Origin of the sequence: Salipiger marinus, from assembly GCF_900100085.1 — a bacterium.
Lineage (GTDB): Bacteria > Pseudomonadota > Alphaproteobacteria > Rhodobacterales > Rhodobacteraceae > Salipiger > Salipiger marinus.
In genome coordinates this window covers 1-26,259 of the sequence record NZ_FNEJ01000001.1, presented here as the reverse complement: position 1 = coordinate 26,259, position 26,259 = coordinate 1, and the positions used below count along the sequence as shown (strand labels likewise).

At 68.1% G+C, this 26,259-nt stretch carries 27 protein-coding genes and 1 riboswitch; of the genes, 9 read left to right on the top strand and 18 right to left on the bottom strand.

Translation table 11 applies throughout. The annotated features are described in order from the left end of the window. Positions 1-2 precede the first annotated feature (2 nt). Both BLR51_RS00135 and uxuA read right to left on the bottom strand, forming a co-directional pair. Positions 3-1,469 (bottom strand): mannitol dehydrogenase family protein, encoded by a 1,467-nt coding sequence (locus BLR51_RS00135; protein ID WP_089841816.1) that lies wholly within the window; start codon positions 1,467-1,469, stop codon positions 3-5. Further along, on the bottom strand, positions 1,466-2,683 hold the full coding sequence (gene uxuA / locus BLR51_RS00130) for a mannonate dehydratase (protein WP_089841813.1): 1,218 nt from the start codon (positions 2,681-2,683) through the stop codon (positions 1,466-1,468). Before uxuA ends, BLR51_RS00135 begins: the two co-directional genes overlap by 4 nt. Positions 2,684-2,785: 102 nt before the next feature. Here uxuA and BLR51_RS00125 point away from each other — a divergent pair, with 102 nt between their 5' ends. From BLR51_RS00125 to BLR51_RS00100, 6 genes are all read left to right on the top strand, one after another. Next, positions 2,786-3,526 carry a GntR family transcriptional regulator gene (locus BLR51_RS00125; RefSeq protein ID WP_089841810.1) on the top strand — a complete coding sequence of 247 codons (741 nt, stop codon included), beginning with the start codon at positions 2,786-2,788 and terminating at the stop codon, positions 3,524-3,526. A gap of 3 nt (positions 3,527-3,529) precedes the next feature. Next, positions 3,530-4,501 (top strand): TRAP transporter substrate-binding protein, encoded by a 972-nt coding sequence (locus tag BLR51_RS00120; RefSeq protein WP_089841807.1) that lies wholly within the window; start codon positions 3,530-3,532, stop codon positions 4,499-4,501. A gap of 75 nt (positions 4,502-4,576) precedes the next feature. Next, positions 4,577-5,089, top strand: a complete 513-nt coding sequence (locus tag BLR51_RS00115) for a TRAP transporter small permease (RefSeq protein ID WP_089841804.1) — start codon at positions 4,577-4,579, stop codon at positions 5,087-5,089. Between the two features lie 3 nt (positions 5,090-5,092). Next, the gene (locus BLR51_RS00110; protein WP_089841801.1) at positions 5,093-6,370 is read left to right on the top strand and encodes a TRAP transporter large permease; all 1,278 of its coding nucleotides are present in this window, start codon (positions 5,093-5,095) and stop codon (positions 6,368-6,370) included. Positions 6,371-6,387: 17 nt separating this feature from the next. After that, positions 6,388-7,434, top strand: coding sequence for an L-idonate 5-dehydrogenase (locus BLR51_RS00105; protein WP_089841798.1), 1,047 nt, complete (start codon positions 6,388-6,390; stop codon positions 7,432-7,434). A 63-nt stretch (positions 7,435-7,497) separates the two neighbouring features. Next, positions 7,498-8,550: an Ldh family oxidoreductase gene (locus BLR51_RS00100; RefSeq protein ID WP_089841793.1), complete on the top strand. Its 1,053-nt coding sequence runs from the start codon at positions 7,498-7,500 to the stop codon at positions 8,548-8,550. A 191-nt stretch (positions 8,551-8,741) separates the two neighbouring features. Here the strand turns inward: BLR51_RS00100 and BLR51_RS00095 are convergent, their stop codons facing one another. The 13 genes from BLR51_RS00095 to BLR51_RS27630 all read right to left on the bottom strand — a co-directional run bounded on the left by BLR51_RS00095 (position 8,742) and on the right by BLR51_RS27630 (position 18,418). After that, positions 8,742-9,479, bottom strand: coding sequence for an ABC transporter permease (locus BLR51_RS00095; RefSeq protein WP_089841789.1), 738 nt, complete (start codon positions 9,477-9,479; stop codon positions 8,742-8,744). Further along, positions 9,476-10,198: an ABC transporter ATP-binding protein gene (locus tag BLR51_RS00090; protein ID WP_089841786.1), complete on the bottom strand. Its 723-nt coding sequence runs from the start codon at positions 10,196-10,198 to the stop codon at positions 9,476-9,478. The genes BLR51_RS00095 and BLR51_RS00090 overlap by 4 nt, the downstream gene beginning before the upstream one ends. Then, a complete protein-coding gene (gene tenA / locus BLR51_RS00085; protein ID WP_089841781.1) occupies positions 10,195-10,866 on the bottom strand; it encodes a thiaminase II in 672 nt (223 codons plus the stop codon). The genes BLR51_RS00090 and tenA overlap by 4 nt, the downstream gene beginning before the upstream one ends. Continuing rightward, complete coding sequence (locus BLR51_RS00080; protein ID WP_207543531.1) at positions 10,863-11,798, bottom strand: ABC transporter substrate-binding protein; 936 nt, start codon at positions 11,796-11,798, stop codon at positions 10,863-10,865. Before BLR51_RS00080 ends, tenA begins: the two co-directional genes overlap by 4 nt. Beyond that, positions 11,795-12,799 carry a HesA/MoeB/ThiF family protein gene (locus BLR51_RS00075; protein ID WP_207543530.1) on the bottom strand — a complete coding sequence of 335 codons (1,005 nt, stop codon included), beginning with the start codon at positions 12,797-12,799 and terminating at the stop codon, positions 11,795-11,797. The genes BLR51_RS00080 and BLR51_RS00075 overlap by 4 nt, the downstream gene beginning before the upstream one ends. After that, positions 12,796-13,392, bottom strand: coding sequence for a thiamine phosphate synthase (locus tag BLR51_RS00070; RefSeq protein ID WP_089841775.1), 597 nt, complete (start codon positions 13,390-13,392; stop codon positions 12,796-12,798). The genes BLR51_RS00075 and BLR51_RS00070 overlap by 4 nt, the downstream gene beginning before the upstream one ends. After that, complete coding sequence (locus BLR51_RS00065; protein WP_089841772.1) at positions 13,389-14,162, bottom strand: thiazole synthase; 774 nt, start codon at positions 14,160-14,162, stop codon at positions 13,389-13,391. Before BLR51_RS00065 ends, BLR51_RS00070 begins: the two co-directional genes overlap by 4 nt. 1 nt (position 14,163) lies before the next feature. After that, positions 14,164-14,361, bottom strand: a complete 198-nt coding sequence (thiS, locus tag BLR51_RS00060; protein WP_089841769.1) for a sulfur carrier protein ThiS — start codon at positions 14,359-14,361, stop codon at positions 14,164-14,166. Further along, positions 14,346-15,317 carry an FAD-dependent oxidoreductase gene (locus tag BLR51_RS00055; RefSeq protein WP_089841766.1) on the bottom strand — a complete coding sequence of 324 codons (972 nt, stop codon included), beginning with the start codon at positions 15,315-15,317 and terminating at the stop codon, positions 14,346-14,348. The genes thiS and BLR51_RS00055 overlap by 16 nt, the downstream gene beginning before the upstream one ends. After that, complete coding sequence (gene thiD, locus BLR51_RS00050; RefSeq protein ID WP_089841763.1) at positions 15,314-16,117, bottom strand: bifunctional hydroxymethylpyrimidine kinase/phosphomethylpyrimidine kinase; 804 nt, start codon at positions 16,115-16,117, stop codon at positions 15,314-15,316. Before thiD ends, BLR51_RS00055 begins: the two co-directional genes overlap by 4 nt. A gap of 59 nt (positions 16,118-16,176) precedes the next feature. After that, positions 16,177-16,277, bottom strand: a riboswitch (TPP riboswitch). Positions 16,278-16,320: 43 nt separating this feature from the next. Beyond that, positions 16,321-17,364, bottom strand: a complete 1,044-nt coding sequence (locus tag BLR51_RS00045) for an AI-2E family transporter (RefSeq protein WP_089841759.1) — start codon at positions 17,362-17,364, stop codon at positions 16,321-16,323. 151 nt (positions 17,365-17,515) lie between these two features. Beyond that, positions 17,516-18,118, bottom strand: a complete 603-nt coding sequence (locus tag BLR51_RS00040; RefSeq protein WP_089841756.1) for a response regulator transcription factor — start codon at positions 18,116-18,118, stop codon at positions 17,516-17,518. Between the two features lie 141 nt (positions 18,119-18,259). Then, positions 18,260-18,418 (bottom strand): hypothetical protein, encoded by a 159-nt coding sequence (locus tag BLR51_RS27630; protein ID WP_165616705.1) that lies wholly within the window; start codon positions 18,416-18,418, stop codon positions 18,260-18,262. Positions 18,419-18,428: 10 nt separating this feature from the next. Between BLR51_RS27630 and BLR51_RS00035 the strand changes: the two genes are divergently transcribed. After that, complete coding sequence (locus BLR51_RS00035) at positions 18,429-21,020, top strand: hybrid sensor histidine kinase/response regulator (RefSeq protein ID WP_165616704.1); 2,592 nt, start codon at positions 18,429-18,431, stop codon at positions 21,018-21,020. Positions 21,021-21,553: 533 nt separating this feature from the next. Here BLR51_RS00035 and rlmN read toward each other — a convergent pair. Further along, entirely contained in the window at positions 21,554-22,744 is a 1,191-nt protein-coding gene (gene rlmN, locus BLR51_RS00025; RefSeq protein ID WP_089842936.1) for a dual-specificity RNA methyltransferase RlmN, read from the bottom strand. 126 nt (positions 22,745-22,870) lie between these two features. Further along, complete coding sequence (locus BLR51_RS00020; RefSeq protein ID WP_089841747.1) at positions 22,871-23,404, bottom strand: invasion associated locus B family protein; 534 nt, start codon at positions 23,402-23,404, stop codon at positions 22,871-22,873. A gap of 169 nt (positions 23,405-23,573) precedes the next feature. Between BLR51_RS00020 and BLR51_RS00015 the strand changes: the two genes are divergently transcribed. Further along, complete coding sequence (locus tag BLR51_RS00015; RefSeq protein ID WP_242656608.1) at positions 23,574-24,581, top strand: asparaginase; 1,008 nt, start codon at positions 23,574-23,576, stop codon at positions 24,579-24,581. Positions 24,582-24,671: 90 nt separating this feature from the next. Here the strand turns inward: BLR51_RS00015 and serB are convergent, their stop codons facing one another. Then, positions 24,672-25,538 carry a phosphoserine phosphatase SerB gene (serB, locus tag BLR51_RS00010; RefSeq protein WP_089841743.1) on the bottom strand — a complete coding sequence of 289 codons (867 nt, stop codon included), beginning with the start codon at positions 25,536-25,538 and terminating at the stop codon, positions 24,672-24,674. Positions 25,539-25,679: 141 nt separating this feature from the next. Between serB and BLR51_RS00005 the strand changes: the two genes are divergently transcribed. Then, a partial coding sequence (locus tag BLR51_RS00005; RefSeq protein ID WP_165616703.1) for an alcohol dehydrogenase catalytic domain-containing protein occupies positions 25,680-26,259 on the top strand: 580 nt, incomplete at its 3' end.

Here is a 26,259-nt window from a genome sequence, read left to right as displayed (position 1 = left end):
GCTCAGGCGGCTTCTGCCGCGATGGCGGCGGGCATGCCGTCGCGCAGCATCCGGTCCAGCCGGGTGATGACGGCGGTGCGGAACGTGGCATCCTGCGCCAGAGCGGCGGGCACCAGCCCCGGCAGCGCAAACAGCGCGCCTGCCACGGCCTCCGCCCCGTCGGCGCCCGACACGGCCTTGGTCAGCATAGCCTCGCGCGGGTCGCGCAGGGCATAGGCCGTGCCGTCATCGTGGCGCCCCAGCGTGTAACGCATCCATGCAGCCGTGGCGAAAGCGAAGGCGTCAAGCGGCTGGCCCTGCGCCTGTGCCAGCAGCGCAGGCGCAAGGATGCGCTGCGGCAGCTTTTCGGTGCCGTCCATGGCGATCTGGTAGGTGGCATGGGCCAGATGCGGATTGGCGAAACGCGTGGTCAGCGCCGTGGCATAGGCGGCAAAATCCACACCGTCCAGCGGGGCAAGCGTGGCGGCGGCAGCCTCCAGATGCCGGGCCACCAGCCGCGCCAGCGCGGCATCGCCCATCACGTCGCGCACGAACTCGTGCCCGGCCAGAAACCCCGCATAGGCCAGCATGGAATGCGCGCCGTTGAGCATCCGCAGCTTCATGTCCTCGAACGGGCGGACATCGGCGGCAAAGATCGCGCCGCCCGCTTCCCATGCCGGGCGCCCGGTGGGGAAGTGATCCTCGATCACCCATTGCCGGAAGGTTTCGGTCTCGACGGCGGCGGCATCTTCCAGCCCGGTCAGCTGCCGCGCCAGCTCCAGCGTCGCGTCAGTGCGGGCCGGGGTGATGCGGTCGACCATGGTGGCGGGAAAGGCCACCTCGGTCGCGATGTGATCCGCGAGATCGGGTGCGGCGGCGCGGGCGAAATCGGTGAGCCAGCCGCGCAGCATCGGGCCGTTTTCCGGCAGGTTGTCACAGCAGAGCACGGTAAAGGCCGGGATGCCCGCCGCGCGTCGCGCCGCCAGCGCCTGCACCAGCAGCCCCGCCACGCCCTGCGGCGCGTCGGGATGGGCCAGATCATGGGCGATGGCGGGATGGCTGCGGTCGATGCCGCCGGTGGCGCGGTCGATGCCATAGCCCTTTTCGGTCACGGTCAGCGACACGATGCGGGTGGCGGGATCGGCCAGTGCGGCGGTAATCTCTGCCCGCGCGTCCGCCAGACAGGCGGCGCGGGCAATGGCGCCGATCACGCGGGCGCTTGTGCCCTCTGCCCCGCGTTCGATCAGGGTATAGCGGCCCTCCTGCGGGGTCAGCTCGGCAGCGGGGTCGGGGCTGCGCAGGCTGACGCCGAAGATACGCCAGTCGCCGCCCGCCGCCGCCAGCGCATCCTCGGTATAGGCGGCCTGATGCGCCTTGTGAAAGGCGCCCAGACCGATATGCACGATCCCCATGCCATGCGCCTGCGGGGCGTAGCCGGGGGCCGTGACGGCCTCCGGCAGCGGGGAGGTGGCGGACAGGCGCGCGGTCATGCCGTTTCGCGCGCGATGCGCGGTTCGAGGGCGGCGATGATGCCGCGCAGTTCCGCGAGCCCCTTGAGCCGCCCGATGGAGGGGTAGCCCGGCTGCGCGCGGCGGCCCAGATCGTCAAGGATGTCCTGCCCGTGATCGGGGCGGAACGGGATGGACCAGTCGGCGCGGCCCGCGGCACGGCGGCGGGCCTCTTCGCGCAGCGCGGCTTCGACCAGCGCCACCATGTCGGTGTCGCCGCCCAGATGCTCGGCCTCGTAGAACGAGCCGCGGATGCCGTCGCCTTCGCGGGTGACGTTGCGCAGGTGCAGGAAATGCACGCGGTCGCCAAGCCGCTCCATCATGCCGGGCAGGTCATTGTCGGGCCGCGCCCCCAGCGAGCCGGAGCACAGCGTGATGCCGTTGGCGGGACGGTCCACCGCCTGCATCAGCTTGGTGTAATGCGCCTCGGTCGACATGACGCGCGGCAGACCCAGCAGCGGGAAGGGCGGATCGTCGGGGTGGCAGCACATGCGCAGGCCAAGTTCCTCGCAGGTGGGGATGACCTCGGACAGGAAATCCACCAGATGACCGCGCAGCGTGTCCTCGGTCATGGCGGCATATTGCGCCAGATGGGCGCGCACGTCGTCCAGCGTGAAGCTTTCGGCGGATCCGGGCAGGCCGAACACCACGTTTTTGGCCAGCGCCGCCTTCTCCGCGTCGCTGAGTTCGGCAAGGCGGCGGGCGGCTGCGTCTTTCAGCGCGTCATCGTAATCTTCGGCGGCACCGGGGCGCTGCAGCACATGCAGGTCGAACACCGCGAAGTCGATCAGATCGAAGCGCATGCAGGTGGCGCCGCTGCGCAGCCGCCATGCCAGATCGGTGCGGGTCCAGTCCAGCACCGGCATGAAGTTGTAGCAGATCACTTCGATCCCGGCATCGGCAAGGTGGCGCAGGCTGGTGCGGTAGGCGTCGATATGCGCGCGCCAGTCGCCCTGCTGCTTCTTGATGTCTTCGGACACCGGCAGGCTTTCCACCACGTCCCAGCCGATGCCGGACGGGCTGCCATCAGACAGCTGGCCCACTTCGGCCTGCCGCTGCGCGATCGCTTCCGGGGTCCAGACCGCCCCGGTGGGCACATGGTGCAGCGCCGACACGATCCCCGTCGCGCCCGCCTGCACCACATCGTCGATGGAGACCAGATCCTTCGGTCCGAACCAGCGCCATGTCTGTTGCACGTCATGTCCTCCCACTGTCGAGTTTCGGAACGGGATTAGCAGCATTCTGGATTGCTGACTAGTATGGAAGTATGGTAGCGACGCGCCATGGTGGGAGGAATCATGAAAACGGATCAGGATCCGGTCCATGCGCTGGACCCCACCTCGGCCATTGCCCCGCAGATCGCGCGCATCCTGCGCGACCGCATCATCCGCAACCAGCTGAGCCCCGGCAACCGCATCTCTGAATCCGAGATCGCGCGCGGCTGGGATGTCAGCCGCCAGCCGGTGCGCGAAGCCTTCATCAAGCTGGCAGAGCAGGGGCTGGTGGCGATCCTGCCGCAGCGGGGCACGGTGATTTCCCGCATCGCCTATTCGGCGGTGATGGACGCCCGTTTCCTGCGCGAGGCGATCGAGGCCGACATCTCCACCATCCTCGCGCATCGCGCCGATGCCGCACTGGTGGCCGAGCTGCGCGCGCAGCTTGTGGCGCAGGAACGTGCCGCCGAGCGGGACCGCGACGAGTTCATCGCGCTGGACGAGCGGTTTCACCGCACGCTGGCCGAGGCGGCGGGCAAGGGCGGGGCGTGGAAGCAGATCGAGGGGCTGAAATCCCAGATGGACCGCGTGCGCTTCCTGTCGCTGCACCGCTTTCCCATGGCCAAGCTGATCGCCCAGCACAGCGCCATTGTCGAGGGCATCGCCCAGGGCGACTGCGCCGAGGCCGAAGGCGCGATCCGCCGCCACATGCGCGAGATCCTGTTCGATCTGCCGGAGATTCTGGCCGCGAACCCCGAGTTTTTCGACCTGCCGGAGGGGGATCTCCCCGCTCCGGTCAATGTACCCATCCAAGGAGGAGACTGACCCATGGCCCTGACCTGGAAAACATCCGCGCTTGCCGCCGCCACCGCCGTGCTGATGGCGGTGCCCGCCGTCGCACAGGAGGTCACGCTGAAGCTTGGCCACCTCGCCAACGAGGAAAACTCGTGGCACAAGGCCTCCGTCAAGTTCGGCGAAGAACTGCCGGCGCTGACCGATGGCCGCATCGCCGTCGAGGTCTATCCCAACGAATCGCTGGGCAAGGAAATCGACCTGATCAACGGCATGCAGCTTGGCACCGTGGACATGACCATCACCGGCGAAAGCCTGCAGAACTGGTCGCCCATGGCGGCCCTGCTGGCGGTGCCCTATGCCTATCGCTCGCTGGAGCATATGGACGAGGTCGCCAGCGGCGAGATCGGCGACCAGATCGAGGCGCAGATCCTGCAGAACGCGCAGATCCGCCCCATCGCCTATTTCGCCCGCGGCGCGCGTGAACTGACCGCCAACCGCGCCATCAGCACGCCCGACGATCTGCAGGGCCTGCGGATGCGCGTGCCCAACGTGCCGCTCTTCGTGGACGTGTGGCGGTCGCTGGGCGCGCAGCCCACCCCGATGGCCTTCTCCGAGGTGTTCACCTCGCTGCAGAACGGCACCATCGACGCACAGGAAAACCCGCTGGCGCTGATCCGGTCGGCCAATTTCAACGAAGTGCAGAGCCATGTGAACCTGACCGATCACGTCCGGTCGTGGATTTACCTGACCATTTCGGAACTGACCTGGGCGAAGCTGTCCGAAGAAGATCAGGCCGCCGTCATGGAAGCCGCCGCCCGCGCGCAGGACTACGAGCGTGGCCTGTTCGAGCAGTCGCTGGCCGATGACCGCGCATGGCTGGAAGAGAACGGCATGACCTTCCACGAGGTGGACGCCGCCGCCTTCCAGGCGAAAGCCAAGGATGCCGTGCTGTCGAACGTGTCCGACGAGATCAAGCCCATCGTGGAAGATCTGTTCAACAACTGATCGGCCGAGGTCGATCCGCCCGGCCCCGCGCCTCCCGCGGGACCGGGCCCATTCTTCAACCCGCAGGACAAAAGCATGAAAGCAGCCGAGCGCATCATTCAGGCCATCGTGGTCCTTGCCCGGATCGGGGCTGGGCTGGCCTTTCTTCTTCTCATCATCGCGGTGCTGGTGCAGGTGGTGGGCCGCACGACGGGCAATTCGCCGGTCTGGTCCGAGGAACTGACCCGCTTCGCGCTGCTCTATCTGGTGGCTTTTGGTGCGGGCCTGTCGCTGCGCACCGGCGACATGGTCAATGTCGACGTGATCTCGGAAAACCTGCCCGGCAAGCTGCCGTGGATCCTGCGGCTGATCTCGGCTGCGGCGACGGCGGGTCTTGCGCTGTATCTGCTGCCGCATGCGTGGCGCTTCACCGCCATCGGGCAGATGCAAAGCTCGCCCGCGCTGGGGCTGAAGATGAGCTATGTGCATTTCACCGTGTTCCTGTTCCTTGCGCTGCTGGCGCTTTTCGCCGTGCTGCGGGTGATCGCCATGCTGACCGGCGCTGAAGACGGCAAACCCGAAAAAGCGCTCGACGCGCCGGAGATCTGATCCATGGAAGTCTGGATTCTGTTTGCCGTCTTTGTGGGCGGCCTTGTGGTGGGGATTCCCGTCGCGATCACGCTGGGGCTGTCCTCGCTGGTCTATCTGCTGATGTCGGGCATCCCGCCCGTGGTCATGCCGCAGAAGATGTATGCGGGCATGGACGTGTTCGTGCTGCTGTCCATTCCCGGCTTCATCCTTGCCGGCAACCTGATGAATCAGGGCGGCATCACCAACCGCATCATCCGCTTCGCGCAGGCGCTGATCGGCTGGGTGCGCGGCGGGCTGGGCCTGACCAATATCGCGGCCTCCATGCTGTTTGGCGGCATCACCGGCACGGCGGTGGCGGATGCCGCCTCCATCGGCGGCGTGATGATCCCCGGCATGAAAAAGGCGGGCTATCCGGCGGCCTTTTCCGCTGCGGTCACGGCGGCCTCGTCCACCGTGGGGCCGATCATTCCGCCCTCGGTGCCGATGATCATCGTCGGCGCGCTGTCGGGCATTTCCGTGGGCAAGATGTTCCTTGCGGGGGCGGTGCCGGGGATCCTGATGGGGCTTGCCATGATGGTCACCGCCTACTGGATTTCGCGCCGCAACAACCACCCGCGCGAGGCATGGGCAGGCTGGGGCGAGGTTGCGCGCAGCTTTGCCGGCGCCTTCTGGGCGCTGTTCATGACCTTCCTCATCGTTTACGGCCTGCTGTCGGGCCTGTCGACACCGACCGAAACCGCCGTGGTCGCCAGCGTCTATGCGCTGCTGGTGGGGGTGCTGATCTACCGCGAACTGCGCCTGCGCGCGCTGCCGGGCATCATCATCGAAAGCGCGGTTTCGGCGGCGGGCATTCTGGCGCTGGTGGGCTTTGCCAATGTCTTTGGCTGGATCCTCGTGTCGGAACGCATCCCGCAGGCCATCGCGGACGGGGTTCTGGGCATCACCGACAACAAGTTTCTGGTGATCCTCATCATCAACCTGCTGCTGCTGTTTGTCGGCATGTTCATGGAAACCATCGCGGCGCTTATCATCCTGTTCGTGCCGCTTCTGTCGCTGGCGGAGGCGGTGGGGATCGACCCGCTGCATTTTGCCACCTTCGCGGTGCTGAACCTGATGATCGGCCTGACCACGCCGCCGGTGGGGGTGTGCCTGTTCGTCTGCGCGGGCATCGCCCGGCTGCCGCTGGCGCCGGTGGTGGTGGCCATCGTGCCCTTCCTGCTGACGAACATCCTTGTGCTGCTGCTGGTGTCCTATATCCCCGCACTGGCCACATGGCTGCCCAACACCCTGATGCCCTGAGGGAGAGAGACCTGACTATGGACACGCGCGTCTGCCGCCTGCTGAAGCAGGAAGACATCCGGATCGAAACGCTTGCCGTGGCCGAACCCGGCCCCGGCGAGGTGCTGCTGGCCGTGGCCGCAGGCGGCATCTGCGGATCGGATCTGCATTATTACCAGCATGGCGGCTTTGGCCCCATCGTGGTCAAGGAACCGATCATCCTTGGTCATGAAGCCTCGGGCCGGGTGCTGGCGGTGGGGGCGGGCGTCAGCCATGTCGCCCCCGGCGATCCGGTGGCGATCAACCCGTCGCGCCCCTGCGGAACCTGCGAATACTGCGAAAAGGGCCTGCCGACCCATTGCCTGAACATGCGCTTTTCCGGATCCGCCATGCGGTTCCCGCATGAACAGGGACTGTTCCGCGACCGCATCGTGGTCGATGCCGCGCAGGCGGTGAAGGTCAGCCGCGAGGTGTCGCTGGCCGAGGCCGCCTGTTCCGAACCGCTGGCGGTCTGCACCCATGCCCATGCCATGTCCGGCGGCACCGAAGGCAAGCGCGTGCTGGTCACCGGATCCGGCCCCATCGGCGTGCTCTGCGCCGCCATCGCCGCCGCCAATGGCGCGGCAGAGGTGGTGGTGACCGACCTGCAGGATTTCCCGCTGTCGAAAGCCGCCGAAATGGGCGCGACCGAGGTGATCAACACCGGTAGTCAGGCCGACCGCTTTGCCCGCTTCACCGAGGGCAAGGGCTATTTCGACGTGGCCTTCGACTGTTCGGCAGCCTCGCCCGCCATCGCTTCGGCCATCGCGGCGCTGCGTCCGCAGGGGACGCTGGTGCAGGTCGGCACCGGCGGCAGCGCCACCATCCCGCTGAGCATGCTGGTGGGCAAGGAACTGTCGTGGCAGGGCACGCAGCGCTTCCTGCGCGAGGATTTCGAGGCGGCGGCAGAGGCGATTTCCACGCGCCGCGTCGACGTGCGTCCGATGATCACCGGCGCCTATCCGCTGGAGGAGGCCGATGCCGCCTTCAAGGTGGCGGGCGACCGCAGCCGCGCCGTGAAAGTGCATCTGACCTTCGCGGACTGATCCACATATCCGGGGCGGCCTGCGGGCCGCCCCGCTCATGACCGACGGGAGGAGGAGACCCCGATGACAGACCGTTACGCCCGCGAGGCGCTCAAGACGCTGGCGCAGGACATGCTGAGCAAGGGCGGGCTTGCCGCCGACAAGGCCGAGGTGGTGGCCGAACTGCTGGTGCGCACCGACGAGCTGGGCGTCACCACGCATGGCCTGTCCATGGTGCCCTATTACCTGCCGGAGCTTGCCTCGGGGAACATGACCCGCGACGGCGTGCATGAGGTGGTGTCGGATCGCGGCGCGACGCTGGTCTGGGATGGCAACTATCTGCCCGGTCACTGGATCATGCAGCAGGCGCTGGAGGTCTGCATGGACCGCGCCCGCGAGCTTGGCGTGGTCTGCCTGTCGATCCGGCGCAGCCATCACATCGGCTGCCTGTCCACGCTGACCCGGATCGCCGCCGCGCAGGGGCTGATCTGCATGATCTCCACCTCCGATCCGTCGGGGCGCTGGGTCGCGCCTTTTGGCGGCACCGATGCGGTGCTGACCCCGAACCCGTGGGCGGTGGGCTATCCCGCCGCCGATCACCCGGTGCTGATCGACACCTGCGCCTCCATCACCACGGTGTCGAAGGTGCGCGAGCATATCAACAGCGGCACGCAGTTTGCGCATCCATGGATGCTGGATGCGCAGGGCAATGCCACCACCGATCCCACCGTGGTCAACCAGACCCCGAAGGGCACGATCCTGCCGGTGGGCGGCGCGGATCACGGCCACAAGGGCTATGCCATGGCGCTGACGGTAGAGATGCTGACGCAGGCGCTGTCCGGGCATGGCCGGTCCGAAGACGTGACGCGCTGGGGCGGCAACGTCTTCCTGCAGATCATGGATCCGGCGGCCTTTGCCGGGGCCGATCCGTTCGTGCGCGAGGTCGAGGCGTTGAACGCCGCCTGCCGCGCCAGCCGTCCCGCGCCCGGATTTGATGCCGTTCGCATCCCCGGCGACCGCGCGGCGCGGATGCTGGACCGCAGCCGGACCGAGGGCATCGCCCTGCCGGACGAGGTCTGGACCCGCGTGCGCGCCGCCGCCGAAACTCTGGGCGTGGCGCTGCCCTCGGCCTTGTGAGCGCAAAAGATGTTTCCCGGCTTGCTCTTTGCGCCGGGATGCGGTCTTAGGGCGCTATCAGTCGGGGCCGGGGCTGCCATCTGCCGCGCCCGACCGGACGCCCCGCTGCCCACCAGCGGGGCGTTTTCGTTTCTCTGGGGGCGAGCGCTGGCTTGGCGCTTCCAGCTCACTTTAGTCTCCGCGCTTCCAGCTCACCTTAGTCTCCGCGCTTCGAGCGCGAGGCACCCCCGGTCCACGGCCCGGTGCAGCGCCAGCGTCAGCACCGCCAGCACCAGCAGCGCCGCGAACATCAGGTCGGTCTTGGCCCGCCCGTTGGCCAGCAGCATCAGATAGCCCAAGCCCCGCGACGCGCCCACCCATTCGCCCAGCACCGCACCGATGGGGGCATAGACCGCCGCCAGCCGCAGCCCGGACAGAAAGCCGGGCAGGGCGGCGGGGATGCGGATGTGCCACAGGATGCGGGCGGGGCTGCCGCCCATCACCCGCGCCATCGCCTCCCACCCCGCAGGCGGGCGCATCAGCGCGTCAAAAAACGCCGAGGTCACCGGGAAATAGATGATGAGCAGGGTCATGGCGATTTTCGATCCGATGCCATAGCCGAACCACAGCGTCAGGATCGGCGCCAGCGCGAAGACCGGCACCGCCTGACTGAACACCAGAAGCGGGCGCAGGAGCCGTGCCGCCCCCGGCGACAGCGCCAGCCCCACCGCCGAGATCCAGCCCAGCCCCGCGCCCAGAGCCAGCCCGGCCAGCACCTCGGTCAGCGTCACCATGGCATGATCGGCGAGCAATGCCCGGCTGGTCCAGAGCGTGCCCGCCACCCGCAGCGGATCGGGCAGGATGAAGGGCGGCATGGCCAGCAGCGTGACCGCGCCCTGCCACAGCGCCAGCGCCAGCATCACCGGCAGGAACAGGCGCAGCGCGGTCATGCCGCCTCCAGCAGCAGGCGGGTCAGGTGTCCGGTGGCGGAAAGCGTGGCGGTGGCATCGGGGGCGCGGGGCGGCGCGTCGGGGGGAGGGGCCACGGCGCGGATCTGTCCTCCCGCCAGCAGCAGGATGCTGTCGCCAAGCCGCGCCGCCTCGGCGGGGTCATGGGTCACATGCAGCACCGTGCGTCCGCGCAGCGCATGGGCGGCCATGTCCTGCACCGCCAGCCGCGTGGCGACATCCAGCGCGGAAAACGGCTCGTCCAGCAGGACCACGGGGCGATCCTCCAGCAGGGTGCGGGCCAGCGCCACGCGCTGCCGCTGTCCGCCCGACAGCGCGCCGGGCTTGCGTGCGCCCATGCCTGCAAGGCCCAGCCTGTCCAGCAGCGCCTCGGCCTGCGCGCGCGAAGGGCGCGTGCCGCGCAGCCGGGCGCCGATGCGGATATTGTCGCAAAGATCGAGCCAAGGCAGCAGCAGGTCGGTCTGGGCCATCAGCGCCACCCGCCCCGCCAGCGGCGCGCCATCCCCGGCGCGGGCCGATCCGTCCAGCGTCACGGCGCCGGACGTGCCCGCCAGCAGGTGCAGCAGGCTGGATTTGCCCGCGCCCGACGGCCCCAGCAGGCAGCACCATTCGCCACCCGGCACGGCCAGATCCAGCGGCCCGAACAGCACCCGGCCCCCGACGCGGGCGGTGCCGGTCAGCCGCAGCGCCGGGGCGGTCACGCGAGGCCCATGTCCCAGAACCCCACCTCCAGCCGGGTGGCGGTGCGGAAGGTCTGGCACAGATCGCCCCAGCGCGGGCTGACCTCGGGGGCTGGCCCCAGACGCCGCGCCGCCACGCCATCCAGCAGCGCGCCCATATCCGTGCAAAGCTGCTGGTAGCCGGGGCTGGCATAGGTGTCGATCCAGTCGCGGTAGGGGCTGTCGCGCTCGGCCTCACGCGACAGGCGCTGCCCGATCTCGCCATAGCCCAGCACGCAGGGCGCGAGCGCCGCCAGCAGATCCAGCACATCGCCGGCATGGCCGGCGGCCAGCACGAAGCGGGTATAGGCCAGCGTCGCGGGCGCCTCTTCGGCCTGCTGCAGCCGGGGCTCGGGCAGGCCCGCCTCGGCGCAGATGCGGATGTGCAGCGGCAGTTCCTCGGACAGCAGCGCCTGCACGGTGGCCGCACAGGCGCGCATGTCGGCCACGGTATCGGCCTTGGTCACCGCCAGCGCCCATGCCCGCGAAAACTGGATCAGGAACAGGTAATCCTGCACCAGATAGCGCAGGAAATTTTCGCGCGGCAGCGATCCGGTGCCCAGCCCCGCCACGAAATCGTGCCGGGTATAGTCCTGCCAGACCGGGGCGCAGGCATCGCGCCAAAGCGGAAAGGTGCGGCCATAGCTCATTGCGGCGCCCCCAGATCCCGCGCCAGACCGGCCACGTCGCGCGGCGTCTCGATCAGCCCGGCCTCGTGCAGGAAGCTTTCGAACCGGGCATAACGGGCATGGTCCAGCGCGGCGGGGCGCAGGGCAAAGCGTGGCAGCGTGTCGGTCCAGGCCTGCGCGTTCAGCGCGTCATCAAGTTCGGGGGCCGAGTCCGCAAAGATCCGCCAGCTGTCTTCGGGGTGGTTGACCATATACTGCACCGCGCGTTCGGTGGCGGCCAGAAAGCGGCTGATCCGGTCAGGGTCCAGCGTGTCGGGATTGGCGACATAGATCAGCTCGTCATAGGGCGGCAGCCCGTGTTCTTCGGGGTAGAAACAGCGGCCTTCGATGCCTTCCAGCGCCATCTGGGTCAGTTCGAAATTGCGGAAGGCGCCGATCACCGCATCGACCTGCCCGGACATCACCGCGGGCGACAGCGACCAGTTGACGTTCACCATTTCCAGATCGCCGGTGCCAAGCCCGGCGGGCGCCAGCATCGCGGCCAGCATCGCCTCTTCGACGCCCGCGACGGAAAAGCCCACCTTGCGCCCGCGCAGATCGGCGATCTGCTGCACCGGGCCATCCGCCAGCACCAGCAGGCAGTTGAGCGGCGTGGCGACCAGCGTGCCGACGCGGGTCAGCGGCATCCCCTCGGCCACCTGCAGATGCAGCTGCGGCTGATAGGACACCGCCAGATCGGCGCGGCCTGCGGCGGCCATCTTGGGCGGATCGGAGGGGTCGGCGGGGGCGATTACCTCGACCTCCAGCCCGACATCAGAGAAATAGCCCAGTTCCTGCGCCACGATGATCGGCCCGTGATCGGGGTTCACGAACCAGTCCAGCACCAGCGTCAGACGGTCCTGCGCGGCGGCGGGACCGGCCAGCAGCAGAAGGGGAAGCAGAAAGCGGATCATGAAGGGTCTCCATTTGGGTCGCCCATGGCGAGAAGGACAATTTCGCCGTCCCAGTCTTTGGCCAAGTCCTTGGCCCAGACCGGGGCGAGCTGTTGTGCGGCCTGCCAGGAGCGCAGGCCGGAGCGGCAGCAGAGCACGGCGCGGCGACCGGTGGCGGGGGGTGGTGCGGTGGCGATCCCCTCCACGCTCAGCCGCTGCGCGTCGGGATGGACCAGCGGCGCCTCGGTGGCGGCGCGCAGGTCGACGATCCAGTCGCTGCTGCGCAGGTCGGAGGCGGCGATGAAGCGCGGGCTCTGTGCCGGTTCGGGGGCGCCATGGAAGCCAAAGCCGCCAAAGCGCAAGGTGGCGGCATCGACGCTGACCAGCCGCCCCAGCGGCGAAGGATCGAGCCGCGCCGCCAAGGCCAGCGCCATCTGCGCCTGCAGGCTGCCCAGCAGGCCCACCACCGGACCCAGCACGCCGTCTTCGGCACAGGATCCCATGCGGGCGGGCAGGTCGGGGAACACCGCGCGCAGGCTCGGCGCCCCGCCGCAGAACGCGCCCACATAACCTTCGAGCCCCAGCACCGAGGCGCTGACCAGCGGGCGGTCGCTGTCGCGGCAGAGATCCGACAGGATGTAGCTGACCGCGAAGCTGTCGGCGCAGTCGAGGATCAGGTCGCAGCCTTCGGCCAGCGCGTCGGCATTGGCGGGATCCAGCGCCTGCGCGATGGCCTCCACCTCTACCTCGGGGTTCAGCGCGCGCAGGCTGCGGGCGGCGGCACAGGCCTTGCGCGCACCGATGTCGCTTTCGCGGAACAGCGTCTGGCGGTGCAGGTTGCCCCGGTCCACGCGGTCGGGATCGACAAGGCGGATATGCCCCACCCCGGCCCCCACCAGATAGGGCAGCACCGGCGCGGCAAGCCCGCCCGCGCCGACCACCAGCAGCCGGGTGGCGCGCAGCCAGTCCTGCGCCACCGCGCCAAAGCCGGGCACGGCGATCTGTCTGTCATAGCGGCTCATCTCGTGGCCTCGATCCATGTGGCGAGCCGCGTCTCTGGCGTGGGGTTCAGGGTGATGTCGGTGACCACCGACACGATGTCGGCCCCCGCGCCAAAGGCCTGCGGCGCCCGCTCGGGGGTCAGCCCGCCGATGGCCACCAGCGGCAGCGCGCCGATGCGGTCTTTCCACAGCCGGACTTGGTCCAGCCCCTGTTCGTGCCATTTCATCTTCTTGAGGATCGTCGGCCAGACCGGCCCCAGCGCCACGTAATCGGGCGCGCAGGACAGGGCGCGGTCCAGTTCCGCCTCGTCATGGGTGGAGATCCCCAGCCGCAGACCGCCCCGGCGCAGCACCGGCAGATCGGCCTCGTCCAGATCCTCCTGCCCCAGATGCACCCAGTCGCAGCCCAGTTCCAGCGCCAGCCGCCAGTGATCGTTGACCACCAGCACCGCCCCCGCCGCCCGGCACAGATCGCGCGAGGTGGCCAGAAGCGGGCGCAGTTCGGCCTCGGGGCGGTCCTTGATCCGCATCTGCACCAGCTTCACCCCCAGCGGCAGGGCAAGGCGCAGCCAGTCGGGATGGTCGAAGATCGGGTAAAAGCGGTCGAGCCTCATGCCAGCACCGCCAGTCCCAGCAGCGGGGTGGAGGGCGCGGCCATGTCGCGCGGCTCCATCGGGTCGGCCTCATAGGCCAGCCGCCCTGCCTCCAGCGCGCGGGCAAAGCCTGTCGCCATGGCGGCGGGATCGCCCGCGCGGGCCACGGCGGTGTTCAGCAGCACGGCGTCAAAGCCCAGTTCCATGGCGCGGGCGGCCTGACTGGGCAGGCCAAGCCCGGCATCGATCACCATGGGCACCTCGGGGAATTGCGCGCGCAGGGTGCGCAGCCCGTAAAGGTTGTTAAGCCCAAGCCCGGTGCCGATCGGCGCGCCCCAAGGCATCAACACCTCGCAGCCCACATCCAGCAGGCGGCCCCCCAGCACGCCGTCTTCGGTGGTATAGGGAAAGACCTTGAACCCATCGGCGCAGAGGATGCGCGCCGCCTCCAGCAGGCCGAAGGGATCTGGCTGCAGCGTGTCGGCATGGCCGATCACCTCCAGCTTGATCCAGTCGGTGCCGAAATATTCGCGCGCCATATGGGCGGTGGTCACCGCCTCGCGCACGCTGTGGCAGCCGGCGGTGTTGGGCAGCACCGGCAGGCCCAGATCGCGGATCATGTCCCAGAAGGCCGCGCCCTCGGCACCGCCCGCCGCCTCGCGCCGCAGCGAGACGGTGGCGATGCCCGCGCCGGAGCGGCGGAACGCCTCGGTCAGCACCGAGGGCGAGGGGTATTGCGCCGTGCCCAGCATCAGGCGCGAGGCGACTTCGGTTCCGTAAAAGACGGGCATCTCAGCCTCCCTGACGTGGGGCGAGGATTTCCAGCCGGTCGCCTTCGGCCAGCGGATGGCTGGCGCGGGCGGCGGCGGGCACGAAGCTTTCGTTGACCGCCGTGGCGACGCGGGCCTCGGCATAGCCCAGATCGGCCAGAGCCGCGGCCAGCGTGGTGGCGGTGGTCTGGCGGGGCGTGCCGTTTACGAAGATCTGCATGGGGGTAACTCCTTCAGCTTGGCCAGCACCAAGGCCGCGGCCTGTCGCGCCAGAGCGGGCGCCATCAGAAAACCGTGCCGGAACAGGCCATTGACGTGGATCCTGCCCTCACGCTCCAGCACGCGGGGCAGGTTGTCGGGAAAGGCGGGGCGGGCATCGGCGCCCAGTTCCAGCACCTCTGCCTCGCCAAAACCGGGGTCGAGCGCATAGGCCGCGCTGAGCAGTTCCACCACCGAGCGCAGCGTGGCGGGGCCGCGCGCCGCACTTTCGATCTGCGTGGCGCCCAGCATGAACACCCCGTCGCCGCGCGGCACGATATACAGCGGATGGCGCGGGTGCAGCAGCCGGACCGGGCAGGGCAGGGTCACGCCGGGCGCGCGCAGCACCGCCATTTCGCCGCGCACGCCGCGCAGGTCGGGCAGCAGGTCGCGCGCGGCAAGGCCCCGGCAGTCGACGGTCAGCCCCGGCGCGGGGGCCTCCGGCTGCACCGTCACGCCCTGCCGCGTGAGCCCGTCGCGCAGCGCCGACAGCGCCTGTCGCGGCGCCAGATGCGCCTCTGTCGGGAAGTGGAGCGCGCTGGCGTGACGGTCGGCCAGAACGGGGTCAAGCCCCGCCAGCCCGTCCCGGTCAAGCCGGACATGGCCGGAGGTGCGGCGGGCGAAGCGGTCCAGCTCCTGCCGGTCGCGCTGCAGCGTCACCACCAGCGAGCCCGCGCGGGTCACCTCTGCGCCCGCCTGCTGCCACCAGTCGGCGGCCTCCTGACCCTGCGCCACGATCTGCGGATCGGCGGATTCCCCTTCGCAGAAGGGCGCGAGCATGCCGCCCGCCCACCATGAACAGCCCTGCGGCCCCGGTCCGCCCGACGGATCGACCAGCTGCACCGCGATGCCATGGCGCAGCAGTTCGGTCGCGGTGCAGAGCCCGGCGACGCCCGCGCCCAGAATGGTGACGGTCATGGCCAGACCTCGTGGAAATGATGCACCGGACCATGGCCCGCCCCGATTTCCAGCCTGTCGGCGGCGCGGATCGCACCCTGCAGCCAGCCATGGGCGCGGGCCACCGCCTCGGGCAGGGCCACGCCCTTGGCCAGTTCGGCGGCAATGGCGGAGGCATAGGAACAGCCGGTGCCATGGGTGTTGCGGGTGGTCTGCCGCGGCGCGCTGAAGCTGTGGGTGCGCTGCGGCGTGACCAGCAGATCGGTGCAGGTGGTGCCGCTGGCATGGCCGCCCTTCATCAGCACCGCCGCCGCGCCAAGCGCCAGCAGCGCGTGGCCCTGCGCCTCGGCCTCGGGCAGGGAGCGGGCGGGGGCCGTGCCCAGAAGCCGCGCCGCTTCGGGCAGGTTGGGGGTCAGCAGCGCGGCGCGGGGCAGCAGATGCGTGCAGAGCGCCTGTTCGGCCTCGGGCGCCAGCAGCGCATCACCGGATTTGGCGACCATCACCGGATCCAGCACGACCGGCGCTGTGGCCTTGGCCAGCGCGCGGGCCACCGCCATGGTCACCTCGGCGCTGCCCAGCATGCCGATCTTGACCGCATCCGCGCCGATGTCGTCCAGAACCGACGCGATCTGCGCCGCGACCAGATCAGGCGGCAGCACCTGCACCGCCTGCACGCCCACGGTGTTCTGGGCGGTGATGGCGGTGAGGGCGGTGGTGGCATAGACGCCGTGCGCCGAGGCGGATTTCAGGTCGGCCTGTATGCCCGCCCCGCCGCCGCTGTCGGAGCCGGCCACGATCAGAAGTCTGGGGATTCCTCCCATGCGCGTCCTCCAAGCTTGGGGTGCCATGGAAAACGGGCGCATGCCGGGCCTGTGACGGCCGAAGATGTGGTCCCGTTCCCTACGCCGGCATTGCCCGGATCAGGTTCGACGGGTTGGCGGCTGCCTCTCAGCCCCTTGCAGGGCACCCCGACGGAATGGTTGAACGCTAAATCAGTTTGCAGCCGGGTGCAAGACGGCGGTTTTCAGATGCGCCCGGAGGCGGAGAGCATGATGGCGATGGGCCGCGTTGCGTTGATTTCCCCAAGCACGATGATCAGGCTGGCGGTGAGCGGCACCGCCAGAACCGCGCCGGGAATGCCCCAGAGCGCGCTCCAGAAGGCCAGCGCGAAAAGCACGACAAAGGGGCTGAGGTTGAAGGCACGGCCCATCATCCGCGGCTCCAGCACGCCGGCCACGAACATCTGCGCTGCGGTCAGCCCCAGCGCCAGCAGCGCCGCGGTGCCCAGATCGCCGAACTGGGCAAGGCCCAGCAGCACCGGAAAGATCACCGCCACCATCGAGCCGATATAGGGAATGTAGTTCAGGAACCCGATCAGGATGGCCCAGAACAGCGCAAATTCCAGCCCGAACGGCAACATGACCCCATAGGACAGCCCGGCGAGGATGACATTGACCACGGTCTTTACCGACAGGTATTCGCCCACCCGCGTGTTGATCCGCCGCAGCAGATCCAGCGTGCGCGCCCCCCGGTCCTGATCGCCAAGCGCCTGCGTCAGCTTGGCGGGCATCCGGGCACGCTCCGCCATGGAGAAAGAGGCATAGAGCACGACCAGAAACAGCATCCCGCCCAGCCCCTGCAGGGAGTAAAGCACCGGCGTCACGATCTGCTGCACGTTCAGCCGGTCGATGGTGGACTGGCGGATGGTTTCCCATGTCGGTTCGTTTTCGATCCCCATGATGCGGGCGGACTGGGTCACCAGCCCTTCGAGGTTGGATTCGTATTTCGGCAGGGCCTGCGCCACTTTGGTGAAGCTGTCGACGATATGGCTGAACAGCAGCAGCATGCCGATGGCGAAGAGAAACAGCACCAGCGCGCGGCGGGCGAATCCCGGCAGGCGCCCGAGAATCGGAATGGACTGCATGCGCTGGGCCGCCGCCGACAGGACATAGACCACGATCATGGCGATCAGGACCGGCAGCAGAACCGGCTTGCCGATGTGGAGAAGCCAGCCGATCATGATCGAGACCGCCACAAAGTAGGTAAAATCGCGTAGCTGGACATTCATGCGCTGCCAGTCTCCTTCCCCTCTTCCTGAGGGATGAAGGTGACCTTGCAACCGGCTGGTGGCAAGGGCGAGGCGACGGTTTCCGGTCATGGCCGGGGCAAGTGCCTGTCCAAAGGCAGCGCCGGGACTGGAAACTGGTGGAAACGACAGGTCAGGCGATGTTCAGCTCCTTCGCGATCATGGCGGCATGGGTGCGGTTGCGCGCCTCCAGCTTGCGGCTCAGCGTCTTGACGTGAAGCTTGATGGTCACCTCCTGCAGGTCGAGATCCCGCGCGATTTCCTTGTTCGATTTCCCCTCGCACAGACCGCGCAGCACTTCGCGTTCGCGTGAGGTCAGGTCCGCCCCCTTGCCCTTTGGCTCCTGCGTCATGAAGCGGTAGGGCGCGAAAATCTCTCCGCCAGCCATGACATGGGCGGCGCTGACGATGGTGCGGGCAGGCAGCGTTTTGGGAATGAACCCGGCGGCGCCGCTGCGGATCGCTGCCTCTGCAATATCGGGCGTAGCGGTGCCCGACAGCAGCGCCACGGGGCGCTGGCCGTTCGCTGCGCGCATCCGGTCCATGCCGGACAGGCCGCCCATGCCCGGCATGTTGTAGTCCAGCAGCACCAGATCGAACCCGTCCTGCTCCGCCACCTTCTGAAGCGCGTCGTCAAGGTCGGCGGCGGTTTCGACCTCCTCGATCCCTTCGGCGCGCAGGAAGGCCGCGAGCGTTTCGCGCACCAGGTCGTGATCGTCTGCAACCAGAATGCGCATGTGTCATGTCCTGTCATCGTCTTCCCGACCCTCTGTATGGCCCCCAGTCCTTACCTTTTGGTTTCCTTGCGTCAGAAAATCTGCCGATCAGGTCTTTGCGCTTTGGTAAGGCTTCTGGGCGACAAGGGGGCAGTCTTCGAGTCAGGAGCCCGCCCGCGATGCCCCCCATGCCAGCTGTCCGTCGCCGTCGCCGGTGCCGCGGGCGAATCCCAAGGCCATGAAGGTGCCGGGGCTCTGGGACCGGTCGCCGCCGCGCTGGCGCTGGGTGCTGCTGAGCGCACCCCTGATCGCGCTGTGCATCAGCGGTATCATGCTGCTAAGCCGCGATGCCGCCAAGGAAATCCAGTCTCTGGCCACAGCAAATTCCGACAGCACGCAATGGTCGCTGGCGCAGGTCGAGGTGGAATTCAACGGGCTGGAGATGGCGCTGGGGGTGGCGCGCAGCGCCCTGCCGCTGGAGGATCTGCGCCGCCGGTTCGACATTTTCTACAGCCGCTTTGCGACAGTGGCCGACGGTGCGGTCTATGCGCCGCTGGCCGCCGATCCGCGCGCGCAGCTGTCCTATGCCGCGATCAGGCGTTTTCTCGCGGAGAGCGTGCCGCTGATGGATGGGCTCGACTCCGGTCTGGTCGCGGCGCTGCCGGAGCTTCGCCGAAAGGTCAGTGCGCTGCGCCCCGAGGTGCGGCAGATCTCGCTGACCGGGGTGCGGGTGTTTTCCGAACGGGCCGATGCGCAGCGACACAAGGTGATGCGGACGCTGATTCGCGTCACGCTGCTGGCCGCGGCCTTGGTTCTGGCTCTGGCGCTGGGCGTCGCGGCCTTGCTGCGGCTGATGTATGTGGCGCGGGACGAGGCACGCCACCGTCAGATGGCGAATCACCGGCTGGCGGCGGTGGTCTCCACCTCGCTGGACGGGATCGTGGTGACCAACGGGGCCGGTCGCATCCTCGATTTCAACGGCGCGGCCGAGACGCTGTTCCGCCTATCTCGCGCCCGCGTTCTGGGTGAGCGGGCCTCGCAGCTGCTGTTTCCTCCGGACTGCGCCGAATCGGCAGAGGCGGGGCTCGCCGCCTTGGCGGGCCGGGGCCGCGTGCGCGGCGAAGCGCTGCGCGCAGATGGCACGCGGTTTCCGGTGGAACTGTCCGTGACCCTGTCCGAACGGCATGGCAACGTGCTGCGGGTGATCTATCTGCGGGACATCGTGGCGCAACTGGCTGCCGAGGAGGAACTGGTGGTGGCGCGCGACCGCGCCGTTGCCGGCGAAAAGGCCAAGGCGAGTTTTCTTGCCGTCATGAGCCATGAAATGCGCACGCCGCTCAATGGCATGATCGGTGCGCTGGAACTTCTGGCCACCACCGATCTGGGCCCCGACCAGCAGGAATATCTGAGCATTCTGCGCCGCTCTGGCGACATGTTGCTGAGCCATGTCAATGATGTGCTGGATCTGTCCCGGCTGGAACATGGGCGGTTTTCCTTCGCGCAGGAGCCGTATGTGCCCGGGGCTCTGGCGGCGGAGGTGGTGGATGCGCTGCGCGCGGCCGCCGCGGCGCGAGGCAATGCTCTGGCGCTGAAGCTCACCGATCCCGCTCTGGCCGAAGAGAGTGTTCTGGGCGACGCCCAGCGGCTGCGGCAGGCGCTGGTGAATCTTGTCGGAAACGCGGTCAAATTTACCGAAAACGGCGAGATCCGCGTCGATGTCGCACGCCGCGGCGAAGATCTGGAGCTGCAGGTCAGCGACACGGGGATCGGTATACCCCCTGACCAGCTTCACCGGATTTTCGAAGATTTTGTCACGCTGGACAGTTCTTACATGCGGGCCGCAGAGGGAACGGGACTTGGGCTTGGCATCGTGCGGCGGCTGGTCGAAGGCATGGGCGGACAGGTTCTGGTCGACAGCATGCCGGGGCAGGGCACCACCTTCACGCTGCGTCTGCCCGCGCCGCCTGCGCCCGCCGCGGCCCTGCGCCCGCCGGTGCCTGCTTCGCCGCCGCCGCTGCGACCGTGCCGGATCCTGCTGGTGGAGGATAATCCCGTGAACCGGCTGGTCGCGACGGCGATGTTGCGCAAGATGGGCCATAAGGTGACAGAGGCGGAGGATGGCGCCAGCGGCCTGCATCTGGCTGAAGCACGACAACATGACCTGATCCTTATGGATATCAGCATGCCCGGACTCGACGGCATCGAGACGACGCGCCGGATTCGCGCAGGGCAGGGGCCCAATGCCGCAACCCCCATCATCGCGCTGACCGCGCATGCCCTCCCGCAGGACATGGCGCGATTTCAGGCTGCGGGCATGACGCATACCTTGACCAAGCCGATCACATGGAAGGCGCTTGCCGCCATACTGGCCGAGGTCGAGCCGCTGGCCTCTGCCGTGGATGCCGATCAGGCGGAGGATCAGGTCATCGACATTGCCGTGCTGCAGGCCGCACAGGAGGCGCTCGGGCCAAAGGCCTTCCGTGACCTGCGCAGCCGGTTCCTGCAGGAGACCGAAGCCGCGCTCGCGGATTTGGCCGAGATGCTGTCACGGGGTCTTGCCCCCGACCGCTACGCAGCACTGGTGCATCGCATGTCGGGCTCTGCCGCTGTCTTCGGGGCCAGCGCACTGCATGCCGCCCTGCGTAGGCAGGAGGATCTGGCCCGCGCAGGACAGCCGCCCGCGCCCGACGCATTGGATCGGCTCCTGCCAGTCTGGCAGGTGACCCGGCGCGCGCTGCAGCACATCTCGCACCCGGGCATCCCGGCGCACCGGGACAGTTTTGCGGACAATGGCGAGAATCTGGAGCCAGAACCCGAGGCTGGGCAGCTGCCCCCTTTCGCGATGGTCGCAAACAACGAGGCCGCTCGTGGCCAGAGCCTGCGCGGCCTTGGGCATCCTCCTCAGCCCGGCGACCCTCCGTGAGCCCCGCTGCGCGGCAGAACTGGTGGCGAGCGGTCTTGGCACACTGGAGCCTGATCTCGCCTTCCTCGCGCCGATGCAGCTGGCCCAGCTCTTCGGCACCAGTCGCAGGCGGCAGGTCTGCCCTCGGGGTGACAACCATCATGGCCTCAGCCAGCGCGTCCTCCCGCTCCTGTTCTGAGCCGGTCACCCCTGACCGGGCCGCGCCGCGTTCTCGCTTAGCCTCGCGGCAGTGGGGTTCAGCACAAGCGCGGCGCGCCAGACAAAAAACTGAAATTTATGGGGGAATTTCTCGAACGCCCGCAGGCTAAGCTGCCCCCGCAGACCGCTCCGGGCCACGCTATCCTAGCCAAAGCGTAGCCCCTCGCGCGATGCCGCCAAACCAGTCGCACCCGCCCGCGCCACGACGGGCACAGGCGGGCCATGTTGCTCAAGACCCTGTGTCGCATGATGCCGCCGTTCGAACAGGAACAGGCGTCAGGGCGTGGCGTCCGTGCTGCCTGAGTTCGGATTTTCCGAGTCCTAAGCCGGAACTCTCAGGCCGCCCCGTCGAGCCCCGCTTCCGCGGCGATCTGGGCGCGGGATTTCCGGGCCCGTTCCGTGGCGGATTTCAGCTGCCCGCAGGCCGCCATGATGTCCTCGCCCCGCGGCGTGCGGATCGGAGACGCGTAGCCCGCCTTGTAGATGATGTCGGCAAAGGCTTCGATCCGCGCCCAGTCCGACCGCTGATAGGGCGCGTCGGGCCATTCGTTGAAGGGGATGAGGTTGATCTTGGCCGGAATGCCCGCGATCAGCTTCACCAGCCGCCGCGCATCGGCATCGCTGTCATTCACATCCTTCAGCATGACATATTCGAAGGTGATGCGTTCGGAATTGGACAGCCGCGGATAGTCGCGCAGCGTTGCCAGCAGCGTTTCGATGTTCCAGCGCTTGTTGATCGGCACCAGCACGTTGCGCACCTCATCGGTGGTGGCGTGAAAGCTGACCGCCAGAAGGCAGCCGATCTCTTCGGCGCAGCGCGCGATCTCGGGCACCACGCCCGAGGTCGACAGCGTGATGCGGCGGCGGCTGAGCGCGATGCCCTCGCCATCCATCACGATCTTCATCGCGTCGCGCACATGCTCGAAATTGTAAAGCGGCTCGCCCATGCCCATCAGCACCACGTTGGACAGAAGCCGGGTCTCGTCCCGCGCCGTGCCGGGTTCGGGCCATTCGCCCAGATCGTCCCGCGCCAGCATGATCTGGCCGACGATTTCACCCGCCGTCAGGTTGCGCACCAGTTTCTGCGTGCCGGTATGGCAGAAGGTGCAGGTCAGCGTGCAGCCCACCTGAGAGGAGACGCAGAGCGTGCCGCGCCCCTCCTCGGGAATATAGACCACCTCGACCTCGTGCCCGCCCGCGATGCGCACCAGATATTTGCGCGTGCCATCCGCAGAGACCTGCTTGGACACGATCTCCGGCAGCTCGATCACGAAGCGCTCCGCCAGCAGCGCGCGATAGTCCTTGGCCAGATTGGTCATGGCGGCAAAATCGCGCACGCCCCAGTGATACAGCCACTGCCAGATCTGGTTGACCCGCATCTTCGCCTGTTTTTCCGGAGTGCCGGCCTCGATCAGCGCAGCGCGCAGCGCGTCGCGGGTGAGCCCGATCAGGTTCACCTTGCCGCTTTCGGGCAGCTTGCGGGGGATCGTCAGCACGTCCTGGGTGATGGGTGCAGTCGTGGTCATCACGTCATCCTCGGAAAAGAAGCCAACCCCATACAGGATTCGCCCCAAAAGCACAAAGGGAACGCGCAGCCGCGTCCCCCCTTCCTTCTCTCCGTCGCAGGGCAGGGCAGTGGCGCCCCGCCAACCTCAGCCAGAGCAGCGCTTCTGCGCGTCTTCCACCGCTGCGGTGAAACCCAGCAGCGAGAAAGTGTCCTTGGTGATGGTGCCGCGGCTGGACCGGGCGGTCAGCACCGCATCCGCGCCCCGCTTCATCGCGGCCACCACCTGCGCATCCTCCTGCGGCGTCGCGGGCCAGGCCCAGTCGCCATCGGTGGCGAGGGCAAAGGTGGAGTCGCCCACGGCCATCTCCACGGTGGAGCCCGGCGCAAACGGATAGCCGCCGGTAAAGGTCACCTGCCCGGTCACCCCGGCTTCGGGACGGTAGAACACCATCAGCAGGATGTCGCCGCGCGACACCGCCTTGGGCTGACCCGATTCGTCCGTGTTCAGACTTTCCTTATAGGTGGTCACCGCCCAGCATTCGCGCGGGCTGTTGCCTTCGAACACCGACCAGTCGGTGATGGCATTCACACGGTTCGTGCTTTCCTCCTGCGCCGACGCGACCGTCATGCTCAGCGCCAGAAGGACGCTTCCCAGACTTCCCCCGAGAATTGACTTCATACCTGCAGCCTCCAGCCGTCCTTGCCCCATGTTCCGCCCTGCCTGCCCTGCCTGTCCCGGTGGGTCGTGCGGCGCAACCATTTTATGCTCGACGGCGGGACAATAGCCTGAAACACACGAAACGAAAAAGCCCCGTTGGCGGAATATCGCTCGTTTGTGAGGTGAGACCATGACCATCCTTCCCGCGCCCATGGCCGAAATCCACCGTGGCCCTCTGGCCGAAAGCCTGCATTCCGGTCATGCGGTGATCTGTGACGCCAGCGGCCAGATCGTGGAATGCTGGGGCGACCCGCAGGCGATGATCCTGCCGCGCAGTTCCGCCAAGATGATTCAGGCGCTGCCGCTGGTGGCTTCCGGTGCCGCCGCCGCGTGGCATCTGATGCCGCCGCAGCTGGCGCTGGCCTGTGCCTCGCATGAGGGGGCGCCGCTGCATGTGGCCGCCGTCAACGCGTGGCTGGAGGATCTGGGGCTGGGCGACGACGATCTGCGCTGCGGCCCGCAGCCCACCCGCGACGCGGCGCTGAAGCGGCAGATGATCCTCGATGGCAGCGCGCCCTGTCAGGTGCACAACAACTGCTCGGGCAAACATACGGGTTTCCTGACGCTGACGGCGCATCTGGGCGCGGGCCCCGATTATGTGGAGCCTGACCACCCGGTGCAGCTTGCCGTCCGCGACGCCTTCGAGGAGGTGACCGCCGAACACAGCCCCGGCTTCGGCATCGATGGCTGTTCGGCGCCGAATTTTGCGACCACGATGCATGGCATGGCTCGCGCCATGGCGTGGTTTGCCAGCGCGCATCAGCGACCGGACGCGCTGAGCCGGGCGGGCGCGCAGCTGGTGGAGGCGATGTACAGCTATCCCGATCTTGTCGCCGGCGAGGGACGCGCCTGCACCCTACTGATGCGCGCGGTCACCGAACCCGTTGCCATCAAGACCGGCGCCGAGGGGTTTTTCGTGGCGATGCTGCCGCAGCGCGGCCTTGGCATCGCGCTGAAGATCGTCGATGGCGCCACCCGCGCCTCGGAATGCGCGATTGCGGCGCTGCTGGTGCGGCTTGGCGTGGCCGACCCCGCCCATCCCGACGTGAAGCGCTTTCTCAACCCCGAGATCCGCAACTTCCGCGGCCTGCTCGCCGGAGAGATTCGTCCCGCGCCCGGCCTGCTGCCCGAGGCCTGATCCGCCCCTTCTTCTTGGCGGAAATATCCCGGGGAGCGCGAGGGGCAGAGCCCCTCGTCTCTTCGCGTGTTGCAGCGCGGCGGCGCCGGGTCAGGCGGCAAATTCCGCCCGGGAATAGCCCTGCAGGAACAGCAGCGCGGTCAGATCGCCGTGATTCACCCGCAGCGCGCAGCGTTCCTGCACCGAAGGCTTGGCATGCAGGGCCACGCCCATCCCGGCGCGGTCCAGCATGCCCAGATCATTGGCGCCGTCGCCCACCGCGATCACGTCGCTTTCGGCGATTCCCAGCCGGGCGGTGATCTCCTCCAGCGCCGTCACCTTGGCCTCGCGGCCAAGGATCGGCCGCGCCACCTCGCCGGTCAGATGTCCCGCTTCGGCCAGCAGCGTGTTGGCGCGATGCTCGGCAAAGCCGATCCGGGCCGCCACCTGTTCGGTAAAGGCGGTGAACCCGCCCGACACCAGCGCCGCATGGCCGCCCGCGCGGGTCATCGTCGCCACCAGCGTGCGCCCGCCCGGCATCGGCGTGATGCGCTCCGCCAGCACCTTGGCGATCACCGTCTCCGGCAGGCCCTTCAGCAGCGCCACCCGTTCGGTCAGCGCGCCTTCGAAATCCAGCTCTCCATTCATGGCGCGGGCGGTGATGGCCTTCACATGCGGGCCCACGCCCGCTTCCTCGGCCAGTTCGTCGATGCATTCCTGCTCGATCATCGTGCTGTCCATGTCGGCCAGCAGCATGGCCTTGCGGCGTCCCTCGGCGGGCAGCAGGTTCAGATCGACCTGATCCGCGATATCCGCGCGCACCGCGTCAAAATTCGACGGCGCGGCGAGCAGGGCGAATTCCGCCGCCTCGCCTTCGGACAGCCAGACCACCACGCCGCCGCCCCAGGCGTTGCGCAGGCTGTCCACCAGCGCCGCGTCCAGCGCGCCGGGTTTTGCGATAAGCGAGACAATGTCCATGCGGAGCCTCCTGCAGATGACGCCGCGCTTCTGGCACGGCCCGCGCGCCGTTTCCAGCCCGGAACATGCCGCAGCCGTGGTTGCGTTGGACGCCGAACCGCTTCACAACTCGGACGAAATTCATTTCAAGGAGATGTTCCCATGCGGACACGTGCAGCCGTAGCCCTTGCAGCGGGTCAGCCGCTGGAGATCATGGAGGTTGAGCTTGACGGCCCGAAGGCGGGCGAGGTTCTGGTGGAGATCAAGGCCACGGGCCTGTGCCACACCGACGAGTTCACCCGCTCTGGCGCGGATCCGGAAGGGATTTTCCCGTGCATTCTGGGGCATGAGGGCGCGGGCGTGGTGGTCGAGGTCGGCGAGGGCGTGACCACGCTGAAGCCGGGCGACCATGTGATCCCGCTGTACACGCCGGAATGCCGCCAGTGCCCGTCCTGCCTGTCGGGCAAGACCAACCTCTGCACCGCGATCCGCAACACCCAAGGTCAGGGCCTGATGCCCGACGGCACCACCCGGTTCCGGATGCTGGATGGGACACCTATTCATCATTACATGGGCTGCTCCACGTTTGCCAATCACACGGTGATGCCCGAAATCGCGCTGGCCAAGGTCCGCGACGACGCGCCGTTCGACAAGATCTGCTATATCGGCTGCGGCGTGACCACCGGCATCGGGGCGGTGATTAACACGGCAGGTGTTGAGATTGGGTCAACGGCGGCGGTGT